General features: G+C 55.5%; 30 protein-coding genes and 2 tRNA genes. 5 read left to right on the forward strand and 27 right to left on the reverse strand.

Going from position 1 to position 19,462, the window contains the following annotated elements:
- Positions 1 to 17: 17 nt before the first annotated feature.
- The 6 genes from VMC84_RS07980 to VMC84_RS08005 form a co-directional block, all read right to left on the reverse strand.
- Positions 18 to 560, reverse strand: a complete 543-nt coding sequence (locus VMC84_RS07980; protein WP_325379451.1) for a YbhB/YbcL family Raf kinase inhibitor-like protein — start codon at positions 558 to 560, stop codon at positions 18 to 20.
- A gap of 86 nt (positions 561 to 646) precedes the next feature.
- Positions 647 to 1,120, reverse strand: coding sequence for a hypothetical protein (locus tag VMC84_RS07985; RefSeq protein WP_325379452.1), 474 nt, complete (start codon positions 1,118 to 1,120; stop codon positions 647 to 649).
- Positions 1,121 to 1,313: 193 nt separating this feature from the next.
- Positions 1,314 to 1,568: a DUF504 domain-containing protein gene (locus VMC84_RS07990; protein WP_325379453.1), complete on the reverse strand. Its 255-nt coding sequence runs from the start codon at positions 1,566 to 1,568 to the stop codon at positions 1,314 to 1,316.
- A 57-nt stretch (positions 1,569 to 1,625) separates the two neighbouring features.
- Positions 1,626 to 2,000: a carboxymuconolactone decarboxylase family protein gene (locus VMC84_RS07995; protein WP_325379454.1), complete on the reverse strand. Its 375-nt coding sequence runs from the start codon at positions 1,998 to 2,000 to the stop codon at positions 1,626 to 1,628.
- A gap of 108 nt (positions 2,001 to 2,108) precedes the next feature.
- On the reverse strand, positions 2,109 to 2,252 hold the full coding sequence (locus VMC84_RS08000) for a hypothetical protein (protein WP_325379455.1): 144 nt from the start codon (positions 2,250 to 2,252) through the stop codon (positions 2,109 to 2,111).
- Between the two features lie 530 nt (positions 2,253 to 2,782).
- Complete coding sequence (locus VMC84_RS08005; RefSeq protein ID WP_325379456.1) at positions 2,783 to 3,103, reverse strand: hypothetical protein; 321 nt, start codon at positions 3,101 to 3,103, stop codon at positions 2,783 to 2,785.
- A gap of 924 nt (positions 3,104 to 4,027) precedes the next feature.
- On the opposite strand from VMC84_RS08005, the gene VMC84_RS08010 reads away from it, so the two are divergent.
- The 3 genes from VMC84_RS08010 (at position 4,028) to VMC84_RS08020 (ending at position 5,675) form a co-directional block, all read left to right on the forward strand.
- A complete protein-coding gene (locus VMC84_RS08010; protein WP_325379457.1) occupies positions 4,028 to 4,489 on the forward strand; it encodes a MarR family transcriptional regulator in 462 nt (153 codons plus the stop codon).
- A gap of 68 nt (positions 4,490 to 4,557) precedes the next feature.
- Complete coding sequence (locus VMC84_RS08015; protein WP_325379458.1) at positions 4,558 to 5,106, forward strand: class I SAM-dependent methyltransferase; 549 nt, start codon at positions 4,558 to 4,560, stop codon at positions 5,104 to 5,106.
- Positions 5,107 to 5,240: 134 nt separating this feature from the next.
- Entirely contained in the window at positions 5,241 to 5,675 is a 435-nt protein-coding gene (locus VMC84_RS08020; RefSeq protein WP_325379459.1) for a GNAT family N-acetyltransferase, read from the forward strand.
- Here VMC84_RS08020 and VMC84_RS08025 read toward each other — a convergent pair.
- The 6 genes from VMC84_RS08025 to VMC84_RS08050 all read right to left on the reverse strand — a co-directional run bounded on the left by VMC84_RS08025 (position 5,649) and on the right by VMC84_RS08050 (position 9,206).
- Positions 5,649 to 5,733, reverse strand: a tRNA-Leu gene (locus VMC84_RS08025). The genes VMC84_RS08020 and VMC84_RS08025 overlap by 27 nt on opposite strands.
- Positions 5,734 to 5,849: 116 nt before the next feature.
- On the reverse strand, positions 5,850 to 6,638 hold the full coding sequence (locus VMC84_RS08030) for a DNA-directed RNA polymerase subunit D (protein WP_325379460.1): 789 nt from the start codon (positions 6,636 to 6,638) through the stop codon (positions 5,850 to 5,852).
- 2 nt (positions 6,639 to 6,640) lie between these two features.
- Complete coding sequence (locus VMC84_RS08035; protein ID WP_325379461.1) at positions 6,641 to 7,033, reverse strand: 30S ribosomal protein S11; 393 nt, start codon at positions 7,031 to 7,033, stop codon at positions 6,641 to 6,643.
- Positions 7,034 to 7,037: 4 nt separating this feature from the next.
- Positions 7,038 to 7,673 (reverse strand): 30S ribosomal protein S4, encoded by a 636-nt coding sequence (locus VMC84_RS08040; RefSeq protein WP_325379462.1) that lies wholly within the window; start codon positions 7,671 to 7,673, stop codon positions 7,038 to 7,040.
- A gap of 10 nt (positions 7,674 to 7,683) precedes the next feature.
- Positions 7,684 to 8,376, reverse strand: a complete 693-nt coding sequence (locus tag VMC84_RS08045) for a 30S ribosomal protein S13 (RefSeq protein ID WP_325379463.1) — start codon at positions 8,374 to 8,376, stop codon at positions 7,684 to 7,686.
- Positions 8,377 to 8,807: 431 nt separating this feature from the next.
- Positions 8,808 to 9,206: a hypothetical protein gene (locus VMC84_RS08050; protein WP_325379464.1), complete on the reverse strand. Its 399-nt coding sequence runs from the start codon at positions 9,204 to 9,206 to the stop codon at positions 8,808 to 8,810.
- A gap of 169 nt (positions 9,207 to 9,375) precedes the next feature.
- Between VMC84_RS08050 and VMC84_RS08055 the strand changes: the two genes are divergently transcribed.
- Positions 9,376 to 9,783, forward strand: a complete 408-nt coding sequence (locus VMC84_RS08055) for a PAS domain S-box protein (RefSeq protein WP_325379465.1) — start codon at positions 9,376 to 9,378, stop codon at positions 9,781 to 9,783.
- Between the two features lie 66 nt (positions 9,784 to 9,849).
- Here VMC84_RS08055 and VMC84_RS08060 read toward each other — a convergent pair whose 3' ends face one another.
- Entirely contained in the window at positions 9,850 to 10,059 is a 210-nt protein-coding gene (locus VMC84_RS08060) for a hypothetical protein (protein ID WP_325379466.1), read from the reverse strand.
- 152 nt (positions 10,060 to 10,211) lie between these two features.
- On the opposite strand from VMC84_RS08060, the gene VMC84_RS08065 reads away from it, so the two are divergent.
- Positions 10,212 to 10,844, forward strand: coding sequence for a class I SAM-dependent methyltransferase (locus tag VMC84_RS08065; protein WP_325379467.1), 633 nt, complete (start codon positions 10,212 to 10,214; stop codon positions 10,842 to 10,844).
- A gap of 7 nt (positions 10,845 to 10,851) precedes the next feature.
- Here the strand turns inward: VMC84_RS08065 and VMC84_RS08070 are convergent.
- The 14 genes from VMC84_RS08070 to VMC84_RS08135 all read right to left on the reverse strand — a co-directional run.
- A tRNA-Ser gene (locus VMC84_RS08070) sits at positions 10,852 to 10,955 on the reverse strand.
- A 34-nt stretch (positions 10,956 to 10,989) separates the two neighbouring features.
- Positions 10,990 to 11,988 carry an RNA-guided pseudouridylation complex pseudouridine synthase subunit Cbf5 gene (locus tag VMC84_RS08075; RefSeq protein ID WP_325379468.1) on the reverse strand — a complete coding sequence of 333 codons (999 nt, stop codon included), beginning with the start codon at positions 11,986 to 11,988 and terminating at the stop codon, positions 10,990 to 10,992.
- Complete coding sequence (gene cmk / locus VMC84_RS08080; RefSeq protein ID WP_325379469.1) at positions 11,978 to 12,511, reverse strand: (d)CMP kinase; 534 nt, start codon at positions 12,509 to 12,511, stop codon at positions 11,978 to 11,980. Before cmk ends, VMC84_RS08075 begins: the two co-directional genes overlap by 11 nt.
- A complete protein-coding gene (locus tag VMC84_RS08085; protein ID WP_325379470.1) occupies positions 12,508 to 13,164 on the reverse strand; it encodes a DUF106 domain-containing protein in 657 nt (218 codons plus the stop codon). Before VMC84_RS08085 ends, cmk begins: the two co-directional genes overlap by 4 nt.
- Positions 13,165 to 13,204: 40 nt before the next feature.
- Positions 13,205 to 13,855, reverse strand: coding sequence for an adenylate kinase (locus VMC84_RS08090; protein ID WP_325379471.1), 651 nt, complete (start codon positions 13,853 to 13,855; stop codon positions 13,205 to 13,207).
- A 1-nt stretch (position 13,856) separates the two neighbouring features.
- A complete protein-coding gene (gene secY / locus VMC84_RS08095) occupies positions 13,857 to 15,377 on the reverse strand; it encodes a preprotein translocase subunit SecY (protein WP_325379472.1) in 1,521 nt (506 codons plus the stop codon).
- A gap of 32 nt (positions 15,378 to 15,409) precedes the next feature.
- Entirely contained in the window at positions 15,410 to 15,850 is a 441-nt protein-coding gene (locus VMC84_RS08100) for an uL15m family ribosomal protein (RefSeq protein ID WP_325379473.1), read from the reverse strand.
- 5 nt (positions 15,851 to 15,855) lie between these two features.
- Positions 15,856 to 16,317 carry a 50S ribosomal protein L30 gene (locus VMC84_RS08105; RefSeq protein WP_325379474.1) on the reverse strand — a complete coding sequence of 154 codons (462 nt, stop codon included), beginning with the start codon at positions 16,315 to 16,317 and terminating at the stop codon, positions 15,856 to 15,858.
- Positions 16,317 to 16,940, reverse strand: a complete 624-nt coding sequence (locus VMC84_RS08110; RefSeq protein ID WP_325379475.1) for a 30S ribosomal protein S5 — start codon at positions 16,938 to 16,940, stop codon at positions 16,317 to 16,319. The genes VMC84_RS08105 and VMC84_RS08110 overlap by 1 nt, the downstream gene beginning before the upstream one ends.
- 1 nt (position 16,941) lies before the next feature.
- Positions 16,942 to 17,508, reverse strand: a complete 567-nt coding sequence (locus VMC84_RS08115; protein ID WP_325379476.1) for a 50S ribosomal protein L18 — start codon at positions 17,506 to 17,508, stop codon at positions 16,942 to 16,944.
- Between the two features lie 5 nt (positions 17,509 to 17,513).
- Positions 17,514 to 17,957 carry a 50S ribosomal protein L19e gene (locus VMC84_RS08120; protein WP_325379477.1) on the reverse strand — a complete coding sequence of 148 codons (444 nt, stop codon included), beginning with the start codon at positions 17,955 to 17,957 and terminating at the stop codon, positions 17,514 to 17,516.
- Positions 17,958 to 17,960: 3 nt separating this feature from the next.
- On the reverse strand, positions 17,961 to 18,650 hold the full coding sequence (locus tag VMC84_RS08125; protein WP_325379478.1) for a 50S ribosomal protein L32e: 690 nt from the start codon (positions 18,648 to 18,650) through the stop codon (positions 17,961 to 17,963).
- A 5-nt stretch (positions 18,651 to 18,655) separates the two neighbouring features.
- Positions 18,656 to 19,189 (reverse strand): 50S ribosomal protein L6, encoded by a 534-nt coding sequence (locus VMC84_RS08130; protein WP_325379479.1) that lies wholly within the window; start codon positions 19,187 to 19,189, stop codon positions 18,656 to 18,658.
- A 9-nt stretch (positions 19,190 to 19,198) separates the two neighbouring features.
- Positions 19,199 to 19,462 (reverse strand): 30S ribosomal protein S8 (locus VMC84_RS08135; RefSeq protein WP_325379480.1); only part of this gene is annotated, 264 nt, incomplete at its 5' end.

Below are 19,462 nucleotides of genomic sequence, written 5' to 3' on the forward strand. Positions count from 1 at the left end.
GCCGTGATCTAATCTGTTCATCTCCCGTATATACCCATTAGCACGCCCTGCGCCAGTACGTGGCCGTCCATGGCCTTCAGCAGCCCCTCCTTTGTGGCACCTGGCCCCAGGCTGAGCCGGTTATCTAGCGCGTAGACGTTAAACCGGTAATGATGGGGCTTCCCCGGAGGAGGGCACGGCCCGCCGTAGCCTATCCGGCCGAAATGGTTCTTGCCCTGTGTCGTGCCGTCGTCGAGCCGGTCCAGGGCTGTCACGTATTGCTCAAAACGGGTGACGTTGTATGGAATGTTGTAGATGACCCAGTGTGTGAATACGCCGCCGGGCGCATCCGGGTCGTCCATGATGAGAGCATATGACTCCGTTGCCGTCGGCCCTCTGGACCATTCTATAGGCGGCGATACGTCCTCGCCGTCGCACGTATATTTCGCCGGTATCCGGTCCCCGCTCGCGAATACCGGGCTTCTGACGTCTAGCTTTACCTCCTGTGCAGTCCCGCTAAAACGAACGAGCATAACCATGAAAAGTAACGCCGCGGCCGCTTCCAGTAACTTTCTATCCATCGCCATACCTTCACGGGAAATAACACTGGTTAAAAATAGAAGATTTTGCATTTGAAATAGCGGGGGCAAAGGCCCCCATAACGCTTTTAGAAGAACTGGAGCGTGAACTCCTGCGGCGCATTGCCGGAGATGCACGCGTTACACAGACCACCAAAAGGGCTCGTTCCGGCAGTGTAGAAGCTGGTAGCGAACGTGTTGTCCTCCAGCGCCTGGTTACCCCACTCCTGGTTCACGGCCTGGTCGGCGGATGCCGGATAGGCGCTAAAGACCGACGGCAGCCAGGAGCCAATGCCATACGGAAGCCCGTTATCGCATCCTGGTATAGGCGGACAGGCCGGCCCCACGGGCGGGACCCATCCGGCGCCATATCCATAGGACGGTGCTGAGTATGCGTTGGCGGCCGCGCTCGCGGCGGCGCCCGAGCCGAGCGTGGTCAGGTCGTGCGAATACGTGTTGAACACGGTCGGCCCGGACCCCAGGCCAGGGCCGGCGGTTATGCTGATTCCCGGATTACTGAACGAGAATGCGGCGTTCGTTGTACATGCAAGGATGGGCAGCATGAGAGCCACAAAGATCAGAAAGTATGCCTTACTAAGCTTTATAATACAACTCCCCCTCAATCACATGAGTTACTAAAACAATTAATTTTAAATATATTAGTAATTGTTCGAGCGAAAAGAGGGAAAATCCATAAACAATAGCGCAGTAGGCTTGTTTTCTAAACTATGGGGCAATTACTGCTAGTTATAAGCCTCATTCGTCCGCCCTCTTTTTGTATCGTTCGAAGACGGTCTTACCCCGGTAGGTTATTTTGTAAACTCTGTGGTAGGGAATGCACGCGCCCGTGCCGAGCTCGAAGCAGAACCCTTCGAGGGCGGCGATATCGGCTCCCGATACGGCTTTCGAGTCTCCTGGCGCTCCCCGGTGTATGTAAAAGATAAGGGCTTCGTCGATGCTCTCGCCCTCTTTCCACTTTAGACGATTGAGGACGTCCCGGGGAGTGACCATGATAATAAGAAAAACGGGTATGATAAAAATATTATCGTTATTAAAAAAATGAATGTTTTACTCGCCCGCGAACTCCATCGGGTCCATTTCGCCCTTCAGGAAGGCGATGGTCCTTCTGGCCGCCGACAGGCACGGGGCCCCGCCCACGAGCATGGCGACGAAGAGGGCTTCCATGACCTCGTACTTGGACGCGCCGTGGAACATAGCGGCCTTCGCGTGGACGTCGACGCACTTTTCACACTGCATCTGGGCGGACATGCACATCGCTATCAGGCGCTTATTCTTCTCCGACACTGCGCCATCCTTGAGGATGACCTCGTCGAGCTTGGAGATCGTCTCGAACATCTCCGGGTCCGTATCCTTGATAAGCTCCAGAAGCTGTGGTACGTATCCTGTCCTCTTTGTAAATACTTCAAACTCCTTGTATGGCATGTTCTCTCCTCTTACCGCATGAGCTCCACTTGCACAGTGAGCTACTCGCTTAATTCAAAAATATGTAATAAACGTTTAAATGCTTACTGGTTGAAGCGGAAAACAGGCTTAATCGACACCCCTCATTCGGAACGGCTCGTCGAGCTCCTCGCTGTGGTATTTATAGTCGTCCGGCGATGGCCTGATCTCGACTACTTCGCCGCCGGGCGTTTTCTCGATGTAACGCCGTTTTTTTCGCGGAGGAAATGTCATGATAAGGACATTTCTGCGTACGGTAAAATCGTTTTGCGATAACTTTAACGAAATTTGCTGTGTTGAATAATAGCTGTTGTCTATTTGGATGACCCCTTTTAAGCCCGCAAAGCTTGCTAAGCCCGCGAAGACTATTCGAGCGCGAAGACCGCAAAGCTAACGCGAAGGCCACGAAGACTCTATTAAAGAAATTAATTATGCCCGCTGTGTTGAATTACTCTCGTCTTTTAAGCTTTTTAAGGGCACTGAGGGCCTTCATACACTCTGAGACTTAAAAGGGCATATTCGACACAGCAATTTCTTTAATAAGGTCTTCGCGGTCTTAAGCCGGAGAAGTGCACGACAAACAAGACTTATTCAATACAGCAACGAAATTTAAAGTAATTCTAAAGGGGAGGTATCTTAGAGAGGTTAGTATCCTTACATAGGATAAAAATCTTTCATGGTTTCGTGATACCAACCGGATAGATCCAGTGGCTACGGGGGATACGGCAAAGGACAAGGAGAGTATTGCTAAAAGAAAATCGATATCATCGTAGAGCCGCTACCATGTTCGTATTAGCTTTTTTCGGCCGCTCGTGGAGCCCGAGCCAGTACATGATCTCTTCCTTCTCGAGCGGGCCCACCCGGAAGTTCAGCTCCAGCTGTCGTATAAGCAGCCCGAGCTCCTCCGGCTCCCCTATCTCGATGCCATGAGCCACCTTCGAAGCGTCGAACCGGAAGCCCAGCACTTTGAGGGGCGCTAAGAATTTTTCATGGAAATCCCGGTTATCCATGCGGTCGTTCAGCTTGACATAGAGCTTGAACCCATCGCTGTCAAGCCATATGGATATGCTTGCCGTGGCGCTCATGATCAATAGTCTGCCCGGCCAGTATAAATGGCTAAAGCTAAAGTGCCGTGAAAGTAAAGCTGATTTTAAAATGAAATGCGAGGGGGCAGCCGGAGGATACTTCCACACCCTTAGAGGCTCATTGCATCACACCATGGGGGACATAGTTGACGGAATGCTAGCGCCCGGAGGTTATCATGAATATTTAACTCCGGCTACCACCTGATTAAATCGTTTTGATGGCGGTCAATTGTTGCCAATCGATAGTTTATCAAAGGGTAATATAAATTTTTCGATGACCCATAAAAAATTGGCGATTTGCCTTCCAAATTTATGATATATTTACATGGTTCAGCCTAAAACTGGAACATAATTTTTCAATTTATTCTACTCGCGTGCGACTTTCGATTGATTCTCCGGCCCGGGAAAGATATTAGCGGACATTAAGATGGCCCAGGCCCACCAGGACCCGATTGAGAATTCCCCGGACAGTCAGGTCGAATGGTATATCGACTGATCCGAGAAGTGCGAATAGCACTGCAAAATGCAATAGCGGTATGATGAACAGGATGTGCTACGCCGCCACTAAGCACCGGACATTGTGAGGTCTTCCTTTCCAGGCATTATATGTGTCCCAGGGCTTATACCCTGAATGGACGCGATCAATTATCAGCGCAAAATAGATCGCGAAGAATAGTGCCAAGAGTTTTTGTCTTGTTAAGGTCCATGTCCTGGCGAATTTTTATTCTTTATGAACTTAGAGCTTATTTACAAAAATAGCGTCTGTCATCACCGCTTTCGGTTAGTACCGTTGTTTTATTCTTAATGTCGGCCGGTCGCATCGTCAGGCCTTCCAGGGTGAAATGAATCGTAAGTTATAAATACGATTATTGTATAGATACTAAACAATAATGTATATCTACTAAACAATAACATGGTGAGCCAATGGCGAAAGAGGAATTCTTAAAGCTCATGGAGATCTGGGTCAGGATCCTCAACAAGATGGACGAGGCCGATACGCGAAAAAGAGATTACGGTACTGGCGGCGTCCTTTCTCCCGCGGAGATACATCTGGTCCAGGCCATTGGCATGAATCCGGGGATGAATGTCACCGATATGGCGAAAAATATGGGCGTGACAAAAGGAGCCGTCTCGCAGATGGTGAAAAAGCTGGAATCAAAAGGCCTGGCCGTTAAATATAGCAGCGCCGGTAACGAAAAAGAAGTCCTGTTAAAGCTAACCGCATCCGGCAAGGTCGCTCAAAACGGGCATGACCGATACCATGCGATGCTCGTTAATAGCGTGGAAAATTCGCTCGGCAACCTGGCCGAAGACGAGTTCCTGCTCCTCGAAAAGTTCCTCCTGGCCATGGAGAAATGCGCCGATGAATTTGATTGCGCAAGGTAATTTTTTTGAAATTATTGTTTAGCCGGTATACGAAATACATCAAAATAAGATGATAAGGTGATGAAACAATGGAACGATACGAACATGTATGCCCCGTCGAACACGCTGGGGGCCTCGATAGCCGTGCCCGAAAATGGCTTCAAAACCCGGAAAAGATATTAAAAGGCCGCATCAAGGAAGGCATGGTTGTCCTGGACCTGGGCTGCGGCTCGGGATATTTCACGACGGAGATCGCCCGCCAGGTAGGAAGATCCGGTAAGGTAATTGCCGCAGACCTGCAGCAGGGAATGCTTGACATTTTAAGGGACAAGGTCAAGGGAACGGACATCGAAGACCGGATCGTGCTTCGCAAATGCGAAGCGGATAAAATCGGTGTCACGGAAAAAGTCGACCTGGTAGTCGCTTTCTTCATGGTCCACGAAGTGCCGGATAAAAGGAAACTGCTGCAAGAGCTCAAGTCGATACTAAAGCCGAACGGAAGTATCTACATCGTCGAATTCAGAATGCATCCGCCGATGAAAGCCTTCAATGAGATGGTCAGCACCGCCAGCGAAGTCGGGCTCGTCGAAAAGGAAAGGAGCAGCTCGCTGATTAGCAGGGCTATAGTCTTTCAATAATTATCAGGGCATATTAACAGAGCAGGGGCAATACTCTAACTTTTTTGAAAATTCTCACGTTCAGCGGAGGATTTTTTAAAATCGACCATCTTTAAAGTTAATTTTATTACTCGGGGAACATTACTTGTTAAATTATGTTCAGCCGTGTCGTCGGGCAAGGGCTTGAGCTCAGGCTTCTCGAGGATCGATATGCAGAGGAATTATTCGGGCTGTCAGACCGCAGCAGGGAACACCTGAGGCCCTGGATGCCGTGGATAGATCGGACAAGATGCGTGGAGGATACGAGAGCGTTCATCCGGGGCTCGCTCGAAGAGTATTCCCGGGGAGAAGCTCTCGTTACGGGCATTTTTTATAACGGTAACGTCGCCGGCGTTCTCAGCTTCCATAACATCGACCGCGTGAACCGCTCGGCCACGATCGACTACTGGATCGGCGTGGAATACCAGCGAAAAGGGCTATCGCGTTCGGCGGAGGCTTTTCGGGCATCAGTCGGCCATCAGGCCGTCGTCGAACCGCGAAGATTAAGATTTAAAAATAGCAGGTGCGGGGGAAGGGATTCGAACCCTTGAACTCCTTCGAGATAGGATCTTAAGTCCTACGCCTTTGGCCTGGCTTGACTACCCCCGCATACGCTGATAGTAACACGTAAGGCGGTTTTATAATGAAGTTCAAGCTTTATAAAGTTAATCGTCTTTAAAATAGAAAAGGTGCCTCGCGCCTATTACACGAGGCCGATTTTTTAATTAGAAACTCTCGAGGACTTCGTTGAGCCCGGCGGCCTTCGCCCGGACGGAGTCGGCGGCCCGGGTGATGATCTCCTGGGCGCTGAACGAGCCGTCCGTCTCGACGGTGAAAATAAAAGCCGAGTTGTCGGTCGACAGTTTGATGGCGCCCAGGTCGCATGCTTCCAGGCACAGCTCGCACATGGAGCAGTTCAGGGGGTTATCCACGACGACCTTGCCCTTGTCCACGGCGAAGACGCCGCGGGGGCACTGTTCGACGCACTGCTTGCACGAGTCGCACTTATCGTTGATCTCCACGACGGGCACGTACTTATAGCCGGGCGGGCACACGGGCTGGAACTTGGCGTGCTCCTTGCCCCTTCCGAGCCGCGCCACGGCCGTGAGCACGAGCTTCTGGCCGTCCTTAAGCTCGATGATGGGTATGTTGTCGTCGGCCGGAACGGTCTCCGGGTCCGAGGACTTCATGTCCCGGGAGTGGACCATGCAGGGGCCTTCCGCGGACAGCGTGTAGGTCACCTGGCACAGGGCACAGCCTTCGCCTTTACAATCGCACTCCTCGCGGAGCCTGTACATTTCCAGGTTTGTCCGGATCGGTATGAGCCCCATGCGGTGGGCGAGCATCTCGTCGAACATGACGGACGTGTTATCGTAGATATCGACGTAGTCGATGGCCATCTTGGGCACGTCCGCGAGCATCGAGCGCCGGATGGCGTTCGCGAACGCGGGGGTGGTCTCGGAAATGATGAACTTTGCCTTGCGGTTGCCGAGCTCCAGTATTTCCAGCTTCATACTTATACGCGCCTACCTCTCTTTCCGCCCGGGGCTCTCGTGCCGTCGTGTGGAATGGGGGTAACGTCCTCGATCCTTCCGATCCTCAGGCCTGCCCGGGCGAGCGACCTTATGGCCGCCTGGGCGCCGGGGCCAGGGCTCCTCTGGCGGTTTCCGCCGGGTGCACGCACCTTGATGTGTACTCCCTGGATGCCCTTCGCCTTGATCTGCTCGGCGACGTTAGCGGCCATCTGCATGGCTGCATATGGCGAGCTCTCGTTGCGGGCCTGCTTGACCACCATGCCGCCCGACGTCTTGGCGAGCGTCTCGGCGCCCGTCAGGTCGGTGACGGTGATGATGGTGTTGTTGAACGATGAGAATATGTGAGCGACTGCCCACTTCATCTGGTCTGCCATTCTCTTAAGCCTCCTTTGGCGGCTGCGGGGTCTCGGCTACGACCTCGGACGTGGGCACTGCTGCCGGGGCTGCCGCCGGTGCCGGCGCCCTGGGGGCGGAGGCCTTCACGACGGGCTTCGCGGTCAGCGCGTCCTTGGTGATGGGCGAGCCGACGTAGTACGCTATGGTGTCTTCCTCGGCCTTGAGCACCATGTAGCTGGGCACGGTGATCTTTCTGCCGTTCAGGGAGATGTGACCGTGGACGATGAACTGCCGGGCCTGCTTCATGGAGTTCGCATAGCCCTTCCGGAAGACGATGGTCTGAAGCTGCCTTTCCAGCAGGTCCTCGATCTTGAGGGCGAGGATGTCTTCGAGCTTCGAGTCTTCCTTGAGCACGCCGAGCTTCTGTAGCTTGGCCTGGACCTGGCCGGCTTCCCGCGCATAGTGCGAGTCCTCGGCCGCGAGACCGGTGCCCAGAACGCCTAAGAGCGTCCTGGCCTGGCCCCTGTACTTGCGGAGCATCGAGGCGAACTTCCACACGCTCTTTTTATTTCGCAGGCCGTATTTCTTGACCAGCGCGGTCTCCTCGTCGATCCTGGTCTTCTGCCACGGGTGGTGAGGAGTGTTGTAGAGCTTCTTTGCCTTACCTGGGTATCCCATCTAAATCACCTCACTTCTTCTCCGGCGCTGCCGGTGCGGCTGCCGCTCCGCCGGCTGCGGCGACTTCCTTCTTCCTGACGACGCCTACGGTGGCCCCGGTCCTGCCGGTCGACCTGGTCCTCTGGCCGCGGACCTTCTGGCCGCGCTCGTGCCGGATGCCCTTATAGGACCGGATCTTCTTCATCAGGTTGATGTCTTCCTTGTTGCTGAGAATGAGGTCGGTACCCGTAAGGTGCCGGTTCTCGCCGGTGTAAGTGTCATTGCGCCTGTTCAGCATCCAGACAGGCATTATGGTGTCGATGTTATCGAGGGCGTTCCTGAGCCTGTCGACCTGCTCCGGGGATAAGTATCCCATGGTCGCGTTCGGGTCGACTTCCGCCTTCCGGGCGAGGATCTTGGACACGCGGATGCCGATGCCGTCGATGCCCGTGAGGGCGTACAGCACTTTAGCGGTGCCGTCCAGGTCGGTGTTCGCGATGCGCACGAGGTACTTGATCTCGTCCTTGGGCTTTTCCTCGGCTTTCTTCGCCTTCGGCTGCTTCTTGCCGTGGGCTTCGGCGCCTTCGGCGGGCTTTGCGGCCTTCTCCTTCTTTCCGCCCTTCTTAGGGGCGGCGGGAGCGGCTGCAGAAGCGGATTCTGCCGCGGGGGCCTCCTGCTTCTGGTCTTTCTTTGCCTTTTCAGGCTTATCGGATTTCTCTGCCATTATGTTGTCTCCTTTTTCATCCGTTGTGCCTCTTGCAGATACCATGTGAAGGTAGTTCCTGCCGATAGCGGGAACAGCACACACTGTCTCGAAAACACAGATGAACGAAATAAACGAGTGTATTCCACTGCTTGATGGTATATAAGCTTTTTCTCCGGCCCGCACGGGCCCGGCACGGGCATGAAAGAAGCAGGGGCCAGCTGGATACCGCCCTCATGCGGCGAATCGCCGGAGACTGCCGCGAAGCGCGTCGGTTGACTGATCGTTAGAGAAAGTTAATATATGGCCGGTAAAAATTATATAAATTGGGGAACGGGGGTTATGTAGCTTATCTTCTGCTATATCGCCCTTACGGGAACCTATTCTCCAATAGAATCTACACCGCAACATCCCGCCTTACGGCAATAAGTAAGGCGGGATGACATCGATGCTTATACAATTATCTTTTGTGCCACCATGTCGTAAGTGCCGTCCATAACGGCCGACGTGACCTTTCCTTCCTGGACGATGATCCGGCAATCGTGGGGCGTCAGCGCTTCAGTCACCATCATGCCGTTTCTGTCACCATAGCCGCCGTGCGCGCAGGTGAAGTCTCCCGTCACCTCGTACATGCCAGGATCGGGGTAAGTGCCGGTGACGTTGACCCTGAGCGTATCCATCATGCCGTCGAACTTGAAGGTCGGCTCGTTCAGTATGAAGCTCTTTGCCACGTAGGCGGCCCCATCTGGCCCCGTAGTCGCCTGCTGGCCCGCCGTCGATGTGAGCATAGCCGCCGTGGCGACCACAAGGACGAGCGCGGATAAGCTGAAGATCCCTAGTGTCCTGTCCATGGTCTCAAGGATAATCTAAACGTTTAATATGTTGTCGATAGCGGGTAACGGCTCTTTATTATACGGCGACCGGTTCTGTAAAATTACGTGTTAATCATTTATCCATGCGGGCTTCCCTGCTATTTTCCATGACGACAACATTTATGGCCGCCGGCGCTCACATAATATCATGCCTGCAGCCATACAAACGGACGCGAAAAGCCCGCTAAGCCAGTGCGTCGAGCTTCTCTTAGACGTCGTCGGGGGCTCGTCGCAGCCCTTCGTCATCGCGGATTCTTCGGGCCTTATCATCGGGTGTAATGGAGCTTTTTGCCGGCTCGTGGGCTACTCGAAGGACGAGCTTCGCTCTAAGCGTGTGGTGGAACTAACGCCGCCCGAGTGGCGCAAGCAGGAGTCGGGCATCATCGCCGGCCAGGTCAGGTCAAAAATGCCGGCCATCTATCGTAAGGAATATATGCGAAGGGACGGCTCCCGGGTGCCCGTCGAGCTCTACGACCACGTCATCTTCGATAAGGCCGGCCATCCGCTTTACTTTTATGCCTTTGTTACAGATGTGACCGAGCGCAAGGATAGATAAAAATTTTAGCTCTTCTCCGATTTTTATATACTTAGACTAAAATTAATAATCCTGAAAAGGCGCAGGTCATGGATTATAGCTGACCTGCGTTTCGTACATGAACCAGATGACGATGATGAGCCCTACGCCGATGGCCAGGATGCCATAGATGAGGGGGTCCGTATTTATGAGCGACAGGGGCCCGTTAGTCTGTTCGTTCAATACGGTCAGGCCCATGATCAGGATCAATATTGACATCGACCTGAAAGGCCAGTAGGACAATTCTACGTGCTTCATCCGGTTAACCTCCTTACAATATTCTATTTAGGAGTATTATGATAAATAGTTGTTGTAATTTTTAAATGAATAATCGTTATAATTATTTTCTAAGGCTTACTATTTTATGAGATAATATCTCTAATATCGGGTAATATTAAGGTTGGATCCGCTTGAGGCCCGCCGACAGGGACATACTAAAAAATTATTATGGCGAGAAGCTGAAGTCTTATGGCCACGACACCCGGAGCCTGGGCTGGATCCCCGGGGCCAGGAAAGTACGCTTCGATGCGCTTACGTCCATCGGCGATCTTCAGGGCAGTTCCGTCCTGGACGTCGGATGTGGGTTCGGCGACCTTTACGGCTACCTCGCAGGCCGGGGAATAAAAGTCGATTATACGGGAGTCGATATTAATCCGGACTTTATCAGTATCGCCCGGGAAGCTTATCCAGACGCCCGGTTCGTGGTAGCGGATTTTGAGGATGACGATGCCGGCAGCGAATTCAACTGGGCCTTTGCCGCAGGCATTTTTACTCTTAAGATATCCGATAACCGCCGATTCATCCGGGATACGCTGAAAAAGATGTTCGATGTCTGCAATAAAGGGGTGGCCGCCGATTTCCTGGGCCCGACCTCCGCCGGCAATGACGCATACTGGCAGTGCCCGCCCGAAGAGGTGCTGAAGTTCTGTAGAGGCCTGACGAAAAGAGTCGTGGTCCGGGCGGATTACATGTCCACCGAGTACTGCGTCTATCTATATAAAGACGAGATGGCAGACGAGAGGAATGTCTTCGAAAAAGCTTAAAAGTTAGCGCCGAGGAAGGGACTCGAACCCTTGCGGAAGTTTCCCCCCACAAGCTGACTGGTTTCCATTATAGAATTCCAGGCTTGCGCCTTACCACTAGACTACCTCGGCATTACACAAAACGCAACCCTAATTCGTGGTTCTATCATTTAAATGTTTTCTTCCACTCTTTGGGGTATACTCCCGGCTCCATGACGACGCGCACAGTATCCATCGCCTGTCCCTCTTTTACCGCCATGATCTCCTCGGTGGTCATCTTCGCCGTACCTATGGAGACAACCTCGCCGATCAGCGTGAATACGGCCACCATATCACCCTTCTGAATTCCAGTGTCGACCTTACTGATCCCCTGGACATATAGCTGGGCGCCCTCGGCGAGCGCGTCGACCGCCGAGTCTTTTACCACGATACGTGGCATATTCCTCAAGGCATGCTCCATGGGCAGGATAATATTTTTTAGCGGCGCCTCATCGCCCTGCGTATAATAAAAGTAGGCGTCCGTCAGGTCCTGGAGCGTGATGAGTGTATCGTCCTCCTTGAACGGGCCCGACCTGGTCCGTCGGAGCTCGTACATGTGGGCTCCGACGCCCAGCGCCTCGCCCATGTCGTGGCACAGCTTCCGGATGTAGGTGCCCGCCTCGCAGCCGACTTTGAAGAGCACGTCCCGGCCGTCCATCTCTAAAAAATCGATATAGTAGATGGTCCGCTTGCGCAGCTGTCGCTTTACCGCGCTGACCAGGGGAGGCCGCTGGTAGATGACGCCGGTGAACTCGCCCAGGATGGCTTTAACCCGGGCTTCCGGGACGTCTGCGTGCAGCCGCATGACACAGACGTATTCCTTACCGGATAAAAGTAAATTGCGCACGAGACGCGTGGCGTCGCCCAGCATTGTGGGAAGAACACCCGTCACGTGGGGGTCCAGCGTGCCGCTGTGGCCGGCACGCTTGATGTGCAGAATATTTTTGACCCAAGCCGTGACCTCGTGGCTCGTCGGGCCATAGGGCTTGTCTAAATTGATGACGCCCTTCTCCAAAAGCTCCACAACGCTCCGGGCGTAAGGGTCCTTGCCGTAGCCCTGAGGCCGGCATTCTTCCTTTATTAAAAGCTCTCGTGGCCGCTCGCCCGGCAGCATATCAGGCGCCATTATTCTTCAACCCGTCAATTGCCATAGAGATGATATCCGCCACGCCCTTCGCATCCCACAATCGCGTGTCGATGATCAGGTCGTAGCAGGACCAGTCGTGCTGGTCGATATTGTAGAACTTCTTATAGCGCGTCGACTCGACGAGCTCCCGGGCCTCGTTATCCGCAAGCGCCTTCTCGATGGATATGCCCTCGCGCTTCGCGACCCTCCGCGCACGTACCTGGGGCGTAGTCTTCAGCCATATCTTGAGGTCAGCTTCGATGGTATGGCCGGCCAGGCGGCCCTCCACGAGGGCCATGTCGCATTTCTGCGCCAGCTCTTTCTGCCTCCGGTCGATGGCTATGTCGATGGAAGATTCCTTCTGGGCCAGGGCGCCGAACTCCTCCAGCGTCATGCCCCGCTCCTGGGCGAGTCTTCTGAACTGCTCGCCCGCGGATATCATGGTGAAACCATACCTGTCGATGAGCTCTCGTGCGACAGACGTCTTCCCGGAGCCGGGAAGACCGCTAAGCGTAACGATCATGATGGGGCCACGGTACCTGTGTTAAGGGCTTTCCTGACCATGGAGCTAATGGCCATCGAGCAGATCAGCGACCACCAGACCCAGTACGGGAAGAGCAGGAACCCGTCCGTCAGCTTGACCGCGCCGAAGAGCGGGAAGATCATCGTCATGCCGATGTTAGCCGGCTGCTGTAAATACCAGTAAGCCCACCAGAACAGGGGGATGGAGACGAACACGATGAAGCCCATAGGCTTCATCTGCTGCTTGGTCATCTCCGTCTGGTCCGACATCATGCTAAGCTGTTCCTGCTCGAGCTGCTTGAGCTTTTTCTTATTCCCCGAAAGCTGGGCTTCCTTGTACTCCTTCTGGTACGACTGGTTCCTCTGCATGACACGCCGGTAAAGGTCCCAGTCCATGGTGTACTTTTGTATGATCGTGGAAGCGACCGAGACGATAAGAGCTATGATAAGCACGGCCATGTAGAACGGCATGGTAGCGTTGATAGGCGATACGATAATGTTCACGTAATAGGACATCGTATTCCTGAACCAGGCAGGCAAAAAGATAGAGCCGATGAAAATGCCGAACCCGAGCACCAGGATGATATTCTGGATAGTGTTTACGATGCCGCCTTTTTTCTTGGCCTTCGTTTCAGTAGTATTATTGTCGCTCATCACGACTCCTCATGAAAATAGAAGATTTGTACATATAACGTTACTGCAATCTTTCGAGGGCCTTCAGGATGTCCGAGCGCACCTCGTCGATCTCCCGCTCGCCGTCTATGTCTATGAGCAGGCCCTTCTTCCGGTAATAGTCGATGAGGGGCTGAGTCTGCTTCTGATAGACCTCTATGCGGTGCTTGATAGCTGCCTCGGTGTCGTCGGCCCTCTGGTAGAGCTCGCCGCCGCACTGGTCGCAGACGCCGGGGACCTTAGGCGGGTTAGACTTGATGTTGTAAGTCGCCCCGCAGGAACGGCATGTCCTGCGCCCTGACAGCCGACTTATCAATTCATTCGCGCCGACGTCGACGTTCACGACGGCGTCCAGATTCTTATTGATGTCGTCCAGGATCGGGTCCAGTGCCTCCGCCTGCGCGATCGTCCTGGGAAAGCCGTCGAGCAGGAAGCCCTTTTTCGTGTCGGGCTTCTGCAGGCGGTCCCTGATCAGGTCGATCAGCAGCTCGTCGGGGACGAGGGCGCCATTATCCATAAAGACCTTTGCCTTTTTTCCCAGCGCAGTGCCTTCACGGACATTCTCCCTGAGGATATCGCCCGTGGAGATGTGCGGAACATTGAACTTTTCGGAAATAAACTTTGCCTGGGTGCCTTTACCGGCACCCGGGGGCCCGAATAGGACGATCTGCATACTATTCTTCTCCGAGGAATCTTCGTATGAGCGGGTGCATCTCCATGAGCTGTTCGCTCGCCACCTTCTCGTAGAGCTGGTATATGATGCTCACGGCCAGCAGCATGCCCGTACCGCCTACGCCTCCGATCAGGCCGAACATGCTGGCGATCAGCGTCAGCACGCCGATGAAGGCGCCGCCGATCACTGTGACCTTTGGGATATAGCGGGAGACGACTTTCTCGATGACCTGCTCGTTCCTGCGGAAACCTGGTATCTGCATGCCGCTCTTTTGTATTTGCTTGGCGACCTTGGTCGAGCCCATGCCCGTGGTCTCCACCCAGAAGATGGCGAACACGATGCCGCCCGCGATGAGAATGAACGCGTCCACCAGGAAGTGCAGGGCGATCATCCAGGACTGGATGCCCGGATAGTACGAGTATACGTATGGCGGCAGCCAGTCGTTATAACTGCCGATCGGGTTCAGGAAGTACCAGAGGCCCGGCGGCTGCGGGACGCCCGCGGAATTGTACGTACCCAGCGCGGTAAAGTTATACCGGCTATAGGCCAGGCTTCCGATGAGCTTGACGTTGGCCTGGAGAGCCCTGACGAGGATCATCGGCAGGACCGACGCGTAGATGAGCTTCACGGGGAACTTGCCCCGGGCGCCCCTTACGGCCGCGTGGGACAGCGGTATCTCGATCCTCGTCGATTCCACGTATACTACCATCAGGAAAATCGCGATGGTCGCGATCAGCGCCAGTACGTCGCCGCGGGTGAGCAGCATCAGTAAGCCGTCCGTGGACAATAGCTGGCTCTGCGTGTATGTCGAAAGGAGATAGTTCCACTTAAAAATGATGCCGATCGGGTCGTTATAGCCGACCCCGGAAATCTGGACACCCAGAGGCTGGCTGATCACGGGCGGGTTCCAGTTGAATATGCCGCCCATCAGGGCCTGCGCGACGCCCGCCACGATGAACAGCGAAACGCCGCTGCCGATGCCCCACTTGGAGACGATCTCATCCATGTATAAGATGAGAACGCCGCCGAAGGCGACCTCAATGAAAATGATGAGAGAGAGGATGCCCGTGCTGATCCCAAGCTGAGCAGCTATGGTGGGATCAGGTATCAGGTATCCTCCATACATCTGCGGAAGGATCTCCAGGACAATCATAACGAACACCAGCAGCTTTTGTAAGCCCTGGAAGATCGCCTGGTCCTTCGGGTCCGTCGTATCCAGCGGCAGGATCTCCGCGCCGACCAGTAGCTGCAGCACGATGGAGGCCGTGACGATCGGGCCGATGCCCAGAAGGATGATCGACCCCGTCGAGCCGGCCAGGATGGCACGGTAAGCCGCCAGCACGTCCTGCGAGCTGCTGCTCAGCCCGAAGACTGAGATGTTGGATAGGACGAAGTACAGTATCAGTACTGCCACCGTCCACATCAGCTTTCGCTGGAAGTGGACGTGCTTCTCAGGCCGCTTCACGGCCGGGAGACGCCGAAGGAAAGGTTCTACGCGATCTTTTAACCCCATTTCCGCCATTATGACACCTTTATGGTATGCTTGTCTGTAGTCTATGCAGTCTCTGTCTCAGATATGATTTGTCCGCCTTGCTCTTCAACTTTTGCCTTGGCGGATGCGGACGCAGTGCTTACGTTGATGACGTATTTCCTGCTTACGCGGCCGTTCCCGAGGAGCTTGCCAAAGCCCAGCTCGCCCAGGTTAATGCTGATGGCTCCGTCCTTATCGGACGCGACGCCCGCCTCCACGAGGTAGGGTGCCATCTCGTCGAGCTCGCCCACGTTGAGCGAGCTTACGGTGGTCCGGCATGCCGGCGGCTGGTGGAAGCCGTGCTTGCCGAACATCCAGCCCTGCTGCATTGCCCTGAAGGTGTTGTGCTTGCAGGCGCCGGCGTGTCCGCGGCCTCCACGGCTTCCTCCGCCACGGCGGTTCTTGTGGGTGCCACCGCCGCAGGTGCGCGAGCCGCGATAGGAGTGACTCTTTTGCTTCGTCATAGTTATCACCTCATCTTCTCTACGAGCCGGGAGATCTCCTCCCCGTAGTTCCCGAGCGCTCCGCCCTGCTGGAACGTCCTCTTCAGGCCCGCATGGCCCTTGCGGGGCGGGTGCATCCGGAAGACGGGGTTCAGGCCAGGCAGGTCCTTGATCGTCGCATTGCCACTCTCAAGGGCCTCGGCGAACTCCTTAATGGACTTGTAGCTCGAGTTCTTCGCCACGTAGTCGTCGGTCAGCCTCTCGCCTCCGACGGTCCTTCCACGGTTCTCCAGGATCAGCGTCAGCGTAGCCGCGTCCACAGGGCCGAAGGCCACGTAGTCCTTCACCTTCTGGATCATGCCCCTATAGTTGGGCGTGTCCGGGACGACGACGCAGTGGTTGATCTGGTTGAGCCGGAGCATCTTCAGCGTATCCTTGATCTCGGGCTTCGTATTCACGGAGCCCCTGAGCCTAATGATCGCGTACATTACTGGGCGCCTCCCTTATACCGCATGGTAGTGGTCTGCAGGAGCGCGTTGTACGTCGCCAGCGCGAAGTTGATGGTCGACCGGGTCTCGCCCTCGGTCCTGGTCCAGACATCCTTGATGCCCGCCATTTCCATCACTTTCTTCGCCGGCCCGCCGGCCGCGATGCCCAGGCCTCTGGGCGCCGGCATCAGCTCTATTGTAATAGAGCCGGCCTTGCCCTCGACCAGGCAGGGGACGGTGTGCTCAAGGCCGCAGCCGCATTCCCATGAGCCGCAGCCGCGCTTGATCTTGACGATGTTCATCTTCGCCATCTCGATGGCTTTTCTTATAGCCGGGCCGACCTGGACGTCCTTGCCCTCGGCGATGCCGACGTAGCCGTTCCCGTTCCCGACGACTACGGTGGCCCTGAACTTTACACGGCGGCCGGAGTCGGTCATCCTCTGCACCATGCTGATATCCAGCACCTCGTCAACGAGGTCCGGGATAAGGGCGTCGATGATCTCGGGCTCCTTGATGGGCAGCCCCGTATCAAAGGCATCCTCGACGGTCTTGATCTGTCCGGATGAGACCATCTTGCCGAGCCTCGTCTTCGGGACCCATACCTCTTCACGTTCGTAGGCCATTTTACTTACCCTCGTATGATTTCATGATCTTCTCTTTCACTTCGTCGAAGTGCGCCGGCAGGTCGGTCGCCTTAAGCCCACGCTTCTCGTACTGGGCGAAGGTGCTCTTCGTGTTACCGGCGACGTGCTCGCCGCGGATTCGGTCGTCCGACGGGAAGACGTCCTCGCTGCACGGGATGTCGAGGCCCGCGTCGATCGCGCCCTTGAGGGCAGCGTAGACCTTCGAGCCTTTTCTGTTCGTGGCAAGGCCGATGTCGAGGATCGCCTCGTCGACGCCCGCCTCCTTCGCCTTTAAGCCGGCCAGCATGCCGGTGAGGTATGCCGCGCTCGTGTTCTTCGGGGCGCCCTTGTATCCGAACGCCTTCGCGAGCTCCTTCGCCGACGCGGCCGCCAGTACCTGGTCGCCCTCCGGCTTCGTCACGACGATCTGCGCGACGTAGTCGCCGAGCGAGCCGCGGACTACCAGTCTCGGCTTGCGCGAAACGATGAGCCTGAGCCTCTGGTGGTAGTCGGTCTTACCTTCCCGACGCCGCCTGAAGGCTACTCTATATCTTGGTCCTGTTGCCATAGTGATCACTTCTTCTGGTATGCGATGTACGACTTCAGGTGTGCTACGTTCCTGAACTCTCCGCCCTTCGCCTTCATGTACAGAATGCGGTAGTTGTGGGCGTCTATCGTCTTCTCATCTCTCATCTGCTTAAGCACTTTTCTCTGTGCCCTGATCTTGCGCATCCACTGCTCCTTCTTAGGAGCGCGGGCGCCCGCGGCGCCTCTGCGGCTGCCCTGGCCCTTCCTGTGGCCCTTCGCGCGCTTGATGTCGCGTGCGCGTGCCCGGCCGCGGCTGATCCCGACCTTGGGCCTGCGCTTGACGACGCCTTCCTCGATGAGGCCCCGGAGGTCCTCACGGGTGATGGCGGTCGCGATGTCCTCGAGCCTCTCGGGGTCCATCCAGACACGCGTGACGCCGACCTTTAATAAGTCGGCCGCAAGCCTCTTCTGGTTCGCTAAGTCGGCCATGTCCTATACCTCCTCGAACGTGTTGAGCGGGTTGAGAACCTTGATGTTCAGCTCCTTCGCCGCCTTCTCGATCTCGGCCTGCTTCTTCCGGCCCACGCCGCCGGCGACGCGAATCGCCTGCGTCTTCGTGATGCCCTGGATGTCCTGCGGGCGGTGGACCAGCACTTCCTCATAGCCTGAGGAATGCAGTCCGCGCACGGCCGCGGGGGACCCGAAGCCGACCTTTACCAGCGAGCCCTTCGCCTTGCGCTGCCTGCGCAACTGGCTGTGGTGGCCCTTGGGCTTTCTCCAGCTTAGCTTGAGGCTCTTGTTCTTGTGAGAGTCGATGCGGTTGAACTCGGGCAGGGATGCCTTGTTCGTCTTCCGGGCGCCGAGCAGCCTCCGGGTCTCCTCGTCCAGGTCCAGCGTCGATTTCTCGACGGGGCGGGGCAGGGGCCGGGGCTTCGTCATCGTGAAGGTCTTTTTGGGCTTCTCTTCTTCGGCCACGGGCTCTTCCTTTTTCTCGACGGGCTTTTCCTCGGCTTTTGGCTCGGCCTTCTTCTTAGGCTTCTCATGTTTTGCCGGGGCCTTTGCCTTTGGCTCAGCCTTCTTAGCGGGCGCTTTGGCCGCCTTCTTCGGAGCCGGCTGCTTCTTCTCGGCCTTTGCTTCCTTTACGGGGGCCTCTACGTCTTCTACTTTCTTCTTCGGTGCCATGATGATCACGCCTTGTTGATGATGTATACGCCGTCCTGGAAGACCCTGGGGTCGCGGTTCCTGATCTTGCAGGCCTGCTCGATGTTCGCCGCGGTCTGGCCGACGTGCTCCTTATTATTTCCGGTGACGGATACCCTGTCGCCGGCCACGCTGACCTTGGTCTCTCCCATGATGGACGCGTACCTCGGCTTTCTTTCGCCAAGGAAGTTCCCGATCGATACTTTGTCCTTGCCCTCGACCTTCAACTGGATGGGGAAGTGGGCGTAGACGATCTTCATATGGTACTCGTACCCTTCGGTAACGCCGGTGATCATGTTCCGGATGTGCGAAGCGAAGGTACCCACCGTGGCCCGGGTCTGCTTGTCAAACCTGGACGCCTCGACGACGACCTTGCCGTCGGCCGAGGTCAGCTTTATGCCGGGGAACCGGAATTCCCGGGATACCTGCCCCTTTTGACCTTTCACGGTCAAAGTTGCACCGCTTAATGTCACGGTTACACCCTGGGGGACGTTTACCTCAATGAGCGTTTCTGCTGCCATTGTTCCACCTTAATATACGTACGCTAAAAGCTCGCCGCCGATGCCCTTTGCGGCCGCGTCGCTGTGGGACATGACGCCCTGCGACGTGGTCAGGATGAGCATGCCGAAGTTCCTGGCGGGGAGGTATCTCTTCTCCCACTTCTCGAACTCCGCCTTGCCCACGGCGAACCGCGGCTTGATGATGCCGCACTTGTTGATCTTGCCTATAAGCTTTACATTTAACATTCCGGCCTTGCCGTTGTCGATGAACTCGTACTCGCCGACATAGCCCTG

Source organism: Methanocella sp., from assembly GCF_035506375.1.
Lineage (GTDB): Archaea > Halobacteriota > Methanocellia > Methanocellales > Methanocellaceae > Methanocella.

Excerpts from the sequence above, each read along its gene's own strand:
- VMC84_RS08020 (WP_325379459.1), top strand. The coding sequence starts at position 5,241 with ATGTTCAGCCGTGTCGTCGGGCAAGGGCTTGAGCTCAGGCTTCTCGAG.
- VMC84_RS08035 (WP_325379461.1), bottom strand. The coding sequence starts at position 7,033 with ATGGCAGACCAGATGAAGTGGGCAGTCGCTCACATATTCTCATCGTTC.
- VMC84_RS08060 (WP_325379466.1), bottom strand. The coding sequence starts at position 10,059 with ATGAAGCACGTAGAATTGTCCTACTGGCCTTTCAGGTCGATGTCAATA.
- VMC84_RS08075 (WP_325379468.1), bottom strand. The coding sequence starts at position 11,988 with ATGGCGCCTGATATGCTGCCGGGCGAGCGGCCACGAGAGCTTTTAATA.
- VMC84_RS07980 (WP_325379451.1), bottom strand. The coding sequence starts at position 560 with ATGGATAGAAAGTTACTGGAAGCGGCCGCGGCGTTACTTTTCATGGTT.
- VMC84_RS07985 (WP_325379452.1), bottom strand. The coding sequence starts at position 1,120 with ATGCTGCCCATCCTTGCATGTACAACGAACGCCGCATTCTCGTTCAGT.
- VMC84_RS08115 (WP_325379476.1), bottom strand. The coding sequence starts at position 17,508 with ATGGCAACAGGACCAAGATATAGAGTAGCCTTCAGGCGGCGTCGGGAA.
- VMC84_RS07995 (WP_325379454.1), bottom strand. The coding sequence starts at position 2,000 with ATGCCATACAAGGAGTTTGAAGTATTTACAAAGAGGACAGGATACGTA.
- VMC84_RS08015 (WP_325379458.1), top strand. The coding sequence starts at position 4,558 with ATGGAACGATACGAACATGTATGCCCCGTCGAACACGCTGGGGGCCTC.
- VMC84_RS08055 (WP_325379465.1), top strand. The coding sequence starts at position 9,376 with ATGCCTGCAGCCATACAAACGGACGCGAAAAGCCCGCTAAGCCAGTGC.
- VMC84_RS08100 (WP_325379473.1), bottom strand. The coding sequence starts at position 15,850 with ATGACGAAGCAAAAGAGTCACTCCTATCGCGGCTCGCGCACCTGCGGC.
- VMC84_RS08125 (WP_325379478.1), bottom strand. The coding sequence starts at position 18,650 with ATGGCACCGAAGAAGAAAGTAGAAGACGTAGAGGCCCCCGTAAAGGAA.
- VMC84_RS08120 (WP_325379477.1), bottom strand. The coding sequence starts at position 17,957 with ATGGCCGACTTAGCGAACCAGAAGAGGCTTGCGGCCGACTTATTAAAG.
- VMC84_RS08030 (WP_325379460.1), bottom strand. The coding sequence starts at position 6,638 with ATGAAGCTGGAAATACTGGAGCTCGGCAACCGCAAGGCAAAGTTCATC.
- VMC84_RS08040 (WP_325379462.1), bottom strand. The coding sequence starts at position 7,673 with ATGGGATACCCAGGTAAGGCAAAGAAGCTCTACAACACTCCTCACCAC.
- VMC84_RS08010 (WP_325379457.1), top strand. The coding sequence starts at position 4,028 with ATGGCGAAAGAGGAATTCTTAAAGCTCATGGAGATCTGGGTCAGGATC.
- cmk (WP_325379469.1), bottom strand. The coding sequence starts at position 12,511 with ATGATCGTTACGCTTAGCGGTCTTCCCGGCTCCGGGAAGACGTCTGTC.
- VMC84_RS08085 (WP_325379470.1), bottom strand. The coding sequence starts at position 13,164 with ATGAGCGACAATAATACTACTGAAACGAAGGCCAAGAAAAAAGGCGGC.
- VMC84_RS07990 (WP_325379453.1), bottom strand. The coding sequence starts at position 1,568 with ATGGTCACTCCCCGGGACGTCCTCAATCGTCTAAAGTGGAAAGAGGGC.
- VMC84_RS08130 (WP_325379479.1), bottom strand. The coding sequence starts at position 19,189 with ATGGCAGCAGAAACGCTCATTGAGGTAAACGTCCCCCAGGGTGTAACC.
- VMC84_RS08105 (WP_325379474.1), bottom strand. The coding sequence starts at position 16,317 with ATGTACGCGATCATTAGGCTCAGGGGCTCCGTGAATACGAAGCCCGAG.
- VMC84_RS08000 (WP_325379455.1), bottom strand. The coding sequence starts at position 2,252 with ATGACATTTCCTCCGCGAAAAAAACGGCGTTACATCGAGAAAACGCCC.
- VMC84_RS08090 (WP_325379471.1), bottom strand. The coding sequence starts at position 13,855 with ATGCAGATCGTCCTATTCGGGCCCCCGGGTGCCGGTAAAGGCACCCAG.
- VMC84_RS08110 (WP_325379475.1), bottom strand. The coding sequence starts at position 16,940 with ATGGCCTACGAACGTGAAGAGGTATGGGTCCCGAAGACGAGGCTCGGC.
- VMC84_RS08045 (WP_325379463.1), bottom strand. The coding sequence starts at position 8,376 with ATGGCAGAGAAATCCGATAAGCCTGAAAAGGCAAAGAAAGACCAGAAG.
- VMC84_RS08005 (WP_325379456.1), bottom strand. The coding sequence starts at position 3,103 with ATGAGCGCCACGGCAAGCATATCCATATGGCTTGACAGCGATGGGTTC.
- VMC84_RS08050 (WP_325379464.1), bottom strand. The coding sequence starts at position 9,206 with ATGGACAGGACACTAGGGATCTTCAGCTTATCCGCGCTCGTCCTTGTG.
- secY (WP_325379472.1), bottom strand. The coding sequence starts at position 15,377 with ATGGCGGAAATGGGGTTAAAAGATCGCGTAGAACCTTTCCTTCGGCGT.